The sequence below is a fragment of the Patescibacteria group bacterium genome, from assembly GCA_028707495.1.
Classification (GTDB): Bacteria; Patescibacteriota; Patescibacteriia; order UBA2591; family JAQWAS01; genus JAQWAS01.
Genome location: JAQWAS010000007.1, coordinates 26577 through 33876, shown reverse-complemented (window position 1 = coordinate 33876; position 7300 = coordinate 26577). Strand labels below are relative to the sequence as shown.

Below are 7300 nucleotides of genomic sequence, written 5' to 3'. Positions count from 1 at the left end.
TTTTTATATTTTTCAAAGTCTTTTCCAACTGTTTATTGATTATTTCTCGACCACGCCCGGACTTTAAAAACTTCTCTCTTTGTCTAGCATCTTGTTCGTTTAAATAAGATTCATAATAAATTAATTTCAATGGTCTTCTGTTTTTAGTAGATTCGTTTAATCCCTTATTATGATGTTCTAATCTGTCTTTTAAATCCGTAGTAAATCCTTTATAAAAACGTTTATCTTTTAAACTTAATAATATGTAAACGTAATAAAATTTCATTTTTAAATTATGTGGTGCGGGCGATCCGCCGAGTCGGCGGACGTCACCTCCTTGGCAAGGAGGTATAATAGCCACTATACGACGCCCGCTAGTTAATCATATTTTTATATTTTTCAAAGTCTTTTCCAACTGTTTATTGATTATTTCTCGACCACGCCCGGACTTTAAAAACTTCTCTCTTTGTCTAGCATCTTGTTCGTTTAAATAAGATTCATAATAAATTAATTTTTCAAAATCTATATTCTATATTAAATAAATTTTATTTTAAAGTCAAGCTTTGGTGTGGATTAATTATTATAATATTTATTTTGTCATCTTTTCTAATTTGAACTTTAACTTCTTTTTTTTGCCTAGCTTGAGTATGATACCAAGCCAAACTTTGACTAACTAACTTTAAAATTTGTTGATTAATTTTACTCCCCCTAATTAAACCAATCGGTCCTTTAAAATTTTTTAATTGTAAAACCCAATCTTGCAGTTGAGCTAATTTTAAAATGTGCCGATTGTCTTCTTGGTGTCGACCGATTACAATTAAATTTTTATTTAGCCAAAAGTGTCGTCCATATTTTAATAATTCAATATCATCTTTTGTAATTTTATTTTTATTTTTTAATAAATTTTTCAAACGCCCTGAAAACTTTTCATCGGTTAATAAACAACCACCCGCCGGATGAGGATAATTTTTAATTTTTGATTCTTTAGCCAGTCGCATCTGTGGCTTACGCGTTCTACCTTGAAAATTTAATAATTTTAAACGATCAATGTGGCCCGATTTCTCTAAATCAAGCGGTTCTAAGAGTTGTGCTGATAATGGACGTAATAATTTATTTTTTAAATCCGATTTATCGGTTAAAAATTGTAAATTATGTTTGGTTTGTGTCATTGGTCGTTGACCCAAAACCTCGCCCGTGGCTATAAAATCATATTTTTCTTTTTGCATTAATTCTTTAGCTTTTTTAAGCATTAACAAATGACAGTCTAAACATGGATTCATATTTTTTCCATAACCATGTTGTGGTTTTTTAACTTTTTTAAAATGTTCATCACCGAAATCAATGACTTTTAATTTATAACCTAATTCTTGTGCTACTTTTTTGGCCTTTTGCGCATCAAAAAAATAACTCTTAAAAAAAATCAGAGTTACTTTAATCTTTTGTTTTTCTAAAACTTTAACTGCTAGAATTGAATCTAGTCCACCGGAAAAAAGTAAGAGACATTTAAGCATTATAATTCTTCTGTTAACCAATTAGAAAAATCAACATTATCGCTGACTTTGTCACCCAAGCCTTCGGAATTACTATCGTGTCGTGGCCCGGTAGTATCGCCCCACCAATTTTCTTGGGCGTTTACCAGCTTACCACTGCGATTATAAACACCATAACTGGTGTTATTTACAATATTATTTTGATTGATGATAACTTCCGGTATTGTCGAACCAAGATAAATTCCATATTCATTGTTTTGAATAGTGTTGTTTTGAATTATCATCTGATTCAAGGCGTCGCCAGAAGCTTTAATACCATAAATATCTGAATTTTCAATCAAACTATTGCTAATTTGTGGCGTAGAATTATAAGCTGTAATTAGGCTACGGCTGTTGTTCCGGCCATCAGCATTACCGCCGTAACGCACTTTAACATAATCAAAAATATTACCATCGGTGTAAGAATATAAACTACCCCAATTAGCCGGATTGGGTAAAGTCGCGTCAGCATCGCCATTAGTATCCCCGCCATATTCATCATCATAATAAGAAGTAAACACAATTTCATTACCAACCGCGCCTTGCGCCAAGATCTGACCATTACCTAAAATTTCATCTTCTAAAACATAAATCGATCCCTTTCTACTACCCGAATTTGTTAATTTTACTACTACGCCCGGATCAATTGTTAATTTATCATGTACATCCAAATGACCTTTGATTAAATAAACCATATTAGTATTAAAACCCCAATGAGTTGGAGCTACAATTTGACTTGGCTCAGGGTCACCATGAGAAGTAAAATTTGTCAAATAATTAATAATTGCCGGTTGATCGCTGGTATTATTTGAAATATCTAATCCAGAATTATTATGGATTGTCATCGCTTGCGGATTATTAACAAACTGATTATTAACTACCTTGCCGACAGAATTTTCAATATGAATCGGCTTATCATTATTTTCAAAAACACAACTATCCAAATTAAGATCACCATTGCCGTATAAATATAACGGATTTTCATTATTAATAAAGCTAATATGGCTGATATTTAATAACGACGATTCATTTTTAATTTCTAGCGCGGCGCTACCAGAAGACGAGAAAAAAGTCGCCGAAGTATTGCCACCGTTTTTTATAACCGCATTTTCTAAAATTGACCCCTGTCCGGCAGAAATTTTCATCTGTCCCCAATGGCTATTACTAGCGCAATGGCTATTTGCAACCGTGTCAACCTCACCAGCATAGTCAGTGTCGTCAAAACTTGTAAAAATAATCGGTTGGTCAGACGTGCCCTGAGCAATTAATTTTCCATTGGCTATCAACTGAGCAGGATTACAACCACAACTCCCCAACATACACTCATACTTTCGTGGCCCAAATTTAATAATAACACCAGGTAATAAAGTCAACTCAGCCCCACTTCTAATTCCTAAGCCATTAAATAAATAATAAGGTAGCTCATCAGACCAAGTCTGCTGATTGGTCATCCATAAATCATCATCACTGCCTGCCAGCCAAACCACGTTATTGGTGTTTTCTTCATAAGTATTATTTTCTAAATTTAAGGTGCTACTGACTGTTTTGTAAAGTGGCTTATTGTTATGGCTAAAAAGATTGTTTTTCGCCTCGACAACCGCCTCACCCCTTATATCTATGGTAGTCGATAGATATTTTAAATTATTACCAGTTAAATTTAAAATTGTTGGGTCGTCAATTTTAATGCCGGTTGACGAATCTATTTGTCCGACAATTTGATTATTTTCTAAATCTATCGTGGCAGATGTTTTTAAATAAATTTGCGTGCCACTGACGGCTCCTAATTTAGTCGAAAGCAAACTGATTCTGGCGGGGTCGTTAACTTTTAAAAAACCGGTAGCCGAAGTAAAGGCTTGCCCATATTTAAAAATAACATTTTCAAAATCGGCTTGTCCGTAAACATCAATGCCGCCCCACGACTGTTTTGAACAAAAACTGGACCACTGGTTAAGTGGATAATAATCTGGGTCAAAGGCCGAGGTAAAAACAATTGGCGCCTCCGGTGTTCCACGGGCAATTAATTGACCATAAATTTTGACTTCGCTGGCATCACAGGCAGAACCGCGTCCCGGCGTGTTAAATTTAACGACAACGCCTGGTTCAATTGTTAAAATGGCTCCAGAATCAATTCTTAATCCATTATAACCCGAAACAAAATAGGGACTTTCGGCTAAAGTTAAAGTTGTATCTACTGATATTTGTGCTGGAAGTGTAGTCAAAGTGGCAGAATCTTGCAACCCGTGTGCCGTATTAACATATTTAGGCGTGGCAGAAAAAACTTGATTATTTAAATCTTTGCCGGTTTCTAACTCCCCGTCATTACTTAACCAATTCCCAGCTTGACTACCCGCAGCGCGAAAATCAACGCGCTCCATCGAAGCTTTAGTATCATTATCGCCAGCAAACCAACCCCCAGAACAATCCACCGAATCAATTAAATTACCATCAGCGTCTTTCAATTCTAAGTTTTCACCCGTATTACTCAAAACGCCGGTATAAATTTGATCAGCACTGATATTTTTTAAGGTGGTTTCATCCATTCTTTCTAAAATAAAATATTCATAACCCAAAATATATCCCTCTAAATCAATTGTCGGCGTGCCATCAACTGCCGTCAATGTCCAGCCAGTTAAATCGATTGGTTCAATGTTGGGATTATATAATTCAATCCATTCGTCATTGGCATCAGCTGGCGTCCCCATCCAAGCAATTTCATTGATGGCTATTTCTGGTTCTGGTTGAATAATTTCCCAAATATATTCTTGGGCTGGATCTTCTTGATTACCTGAAGAATCTGTTGCTCTAACTTTGAAAATATGTTGACCAGCAACTAAGTCAGTAAAAATCTGAGGACTAAAACATTCATCAAAATTAGCTCCATCTAAACTACATTCAAAACCAGCCGTTTCGTTAGCCTCAAAAGTAAATTCGGCTTGGGTTAATTCAGTCGGGTTGGCCGGATAAGTTAAAATCCTAGTTTCCGGCTCTATACTATCACCCCGTCGCGGATAATAAGGATTTTGATCATTGTTTTGATCTTGATTTTCTCCATCTTGTTCTTGATCTTGATCATCTTCACTTTGACTTTCTTCTTCGTTTTGATTATTATATTCTTCTTCATCTCCAGCTACGTCTTGATTTTCTTCTTCTGGCTCATCTTGTTCTTGTTCGTCTTGTTGTGCCTGGTCATTATTCAAATCTTGATTTTGTTCTTGATCTTGCGTTAAATTTTCTTCGTCTATGAGCGCATCTTCCGATTCTTCATCTACCTCCTCAACTTCTGGTTCAACCGCAACATTCCAGTGTAAATTAATATCACTGCCTAGCCAATAAAAACCACCACCAGCCTGATAAACTGGTCTAAAATAAAGAGTATAATTTTGAGTTTGTTGGGTTAAATTTTCCGGTGCTTGAATTTGAAAAGTAAAACTGCCAATTTGACCGCTAGCAATTTCATTTTGATCTAACTTGGTCGGTCGCAAAAAAGTTAACCAAGTTGAGTTATAAAATAAACTCGCATCAGAGCTTTTATATAAATCTAAATTTAAAGAAATTAAATCTTGTTGCCACACTTGTTGACCGATATTTTTTATCTCTAATTTAACTTCCGTCATCTGCTCTGATTGTAAAATTAAATCCTGATCTCCCTGACTTATTAATTCATAATTGTAATCACCGACTATTTCAACATCTTCGTCATCTGTTTCTTGGCCGAGCTGATCTTGGGCTTGATCGCTCTCACTCGAATCAACTTCACTATTTTCATCTTGTGGATATTCTTCTTCTGGGCTAAAATCGATATCTAAATCTGTAAAAAATGTTTCTACATCTCCCCATAAATTTTTAAAAAAATTACTTATTTTAGACCACCAAGAGATTGGTTGATTTTCATCCTGATTTTGATCCTGATTTTGATTTTCTTGCTCACCTGCATCTTTGGATTCTAAATTTTCAATATTTTCCTCTTCGTATAATTCATTGTCTGACGTATACCAATTTCCTGCCTGAAAATCTGTATAGCCCGACATTGGCTCGGGTTTATAGGCAACTAATTTATCTCCTTGTTGTTGATACATCGCAAAATGCAAGTGTGCTCCCGGATGTTCTGGACAAGCTTGGCCTTTGACAAATCCCGTATCCCCAACATAACCAATTAGTTGTCCTTGTTTAATATCTTGTCCCTTTTTAACTACAAAACTTTCTAAATGCGCATATCTACTAACAATACCATTATGCATTAAATCTACATAATTGCCATAATCAGAATAATATTCTTCAATATTATTAACTTTTAAAACATTCCCTTTATATACTGACAGGACTTCTTTACCATAAATTTCACAACCATTAAGTGCAAAATCTAAAGCAAAAGCATCTTTACCTCCGCTTTTATGGGTAAATGTAGTATTATAAGCCTGAGTGACTAAAAATTTTTCTCCCTGTTTATATGGCAATTTCAAAAAAATATCAGCAGCAGAAACAACGGTAACAAACCCTAAAAAAAATATACAAACAATGAATAAGAATTTATTTTTTTTAAAACACATATAATTATATTTTAAAAAGATACGCTTCCTAATATCGACTCCATTTTATTATTACAATAAACTAGGTCATCTTGAGAAAAAATATACATCACAAACCCAAAAACCTTATCACCCTTCGGAATATACACACTCACAGACTTTCCAAATTCCTCAGTTTCTAGTTCCTGTTTTAAAGCGTCTAAGTCGTCAACCTTAATCCTACTATATTCCAAGCTTTTTACAGTTGAACCTTCACTGATTATATTTTCTCTTAAATTTTGTTCCAAATCATCTAAATTTAATTCTCTATTACTTATATATGTGCTTAATTTACAACCACTATCTTTATCTAAATTACTATAAAAACTCCCCTTGTTTTTATCCATCTCCCAATCCTTAGGAATAGTAAATTCTACTCCCTGCGTCTCATTTTTAACCACTTTACGATCTTCGTATTCGGTGATTTTGATTATATCCTGCTCAATTTTAGTATATGCACCTGGTTCAATCCCATCCGATCGATTAGCTAAATAATCAATCAATACAAAGGTGCCAATAGCGATTAAGAGAAAAATTAAGAGAAAAATGTAACTACGTGTTTGTTTTTGCATATTTTTTAAGATTATTTATTTAAGTAATTAAAAACTACAACTTTTTATAAGTTGTTTTGGTCGAAAATTCAGATACTTTGATACTATTTTACATCAGGCAGAATACCCAATGCATCATTAAATCGATTAATAAAATTAAATAAACCAATCACACTGGTCAACTCAACAATTTCTTCGTCCGTAAATTCTTCTTTAATCTGCCTGAAAACTTCTGGATCAATATTATAAGCATGGCAAGTGCCGGCTTCGGCATATTTTAAGACTAATTCTTCCCTTTTATTTTGTGGTTGATCAATTTTATCAATTTGTTCATCTTTCAAACCAAATTGTTTTAATTGTTGTTTTGAAACACTTACGCAAAACTCACATTTATTCATCTCGGAAATTTTGTAGGCCACTTTCCATTTTAATAATCTATCTAGAGGCGTATCATCCATAACAGCCTTAAATAAAGAAAAAAAGCCAACCATGATATCTTCGCAGTTAGCCATGACTCGCATCCACTTTGGCACGCTACCAGTTGATTGTTTAATTTGTTCAAACAATTCTTTAGCTTGACCCTGAACTTCTTGGTCAGTCACCTGTTTAACTAGAGGTTGTACAGTCATATTGTTAAAATTTATTGATTTTTAATATTATAACATTTCTAATATCA

Annotated in this window: 5 protein-coding genes; all 5 read right to left on the bottom strand. The window is 34.1% G+C overall.

The features are described 5' to 3' along the window. On the bottom strand, window positions 1–265 hold a 265-nt coding region (locus PHS07_03330; protein MDD4607333.1), incomplete at its 3' end, for a GIY-YIG nuclease family protein. A 259-nt stretch (window positions 266–524) separates the two neighbouring features. Then, a complete protein-coding gene (locus PHS07_03325) occupies window positions 525–1490 on the bottom strand; it encodes a tRNA 4-thiouridine(8) synthase ThiI (protein ID MDD4607332.1) in 966 nt (321 codons plus the stop codon). After that, window positions 1490–5962, bottom strand: coding sequence for a peptidoglycan DD-metalloendopeptidase family protein (locus tag PHS07_03320; protein ID MDD4607331.1), 4473 nt, complete (start codon window positions 5960–5962; stop codon window positions 1490–1492). The genes PHS07_03325 and PHS07_03320 overlap by 1 nt, the downstream gene beginning before the upstream one ends. Before the next feature lie 104 nt (window positions 5963–6066). Continuing rightward, entirely contained in the window at window positions 6067–6645 is a 579-nt protein-coding gene (locus PHS07_03315) for a hypothetical protein (GenBank protein ID MDD4607330.1), read from the bottom strand. 83 nt (window positions 6646–6728) lie between these two features. Beyond that, complete coding sequence (locus PHS07_03310; GenBank protein ID MDD4607329.1) at window positions 6729–7253, bottom strand: hypothetical protein; 525 nt, start codon at window positions 7251–7253, stop codon at window positions 6729–6731. Between the last annotated feature and the right edge of the window lie 47 nt (window positions 7254–7300).

Excerpts from the sequence above, each read along its gene's own strand:
- PHS07_03325 (MDD4607332.1), bottom strand. The coding sequence starts at position 1,490 with ATGCTTAAATGTCTCTTACTTTTTTCCGGTGGACTAGATTCAATTCTA.
- PHS07_03315 (MDD4607330.1), bottom strand. The coding sequence starts at position 6,645 with ATGCAAAAACAAACACGTAGTTACATTTTTCTCTTAATTTTTCTCTTA.
- PHS07_03310 (MDD4607329.1), bottom strand. The coding sequence starts at position 7,253 with ATGACTGTACAACCTCTAGTTAAACAGGTGACTGACCAAGAAGTTCAG.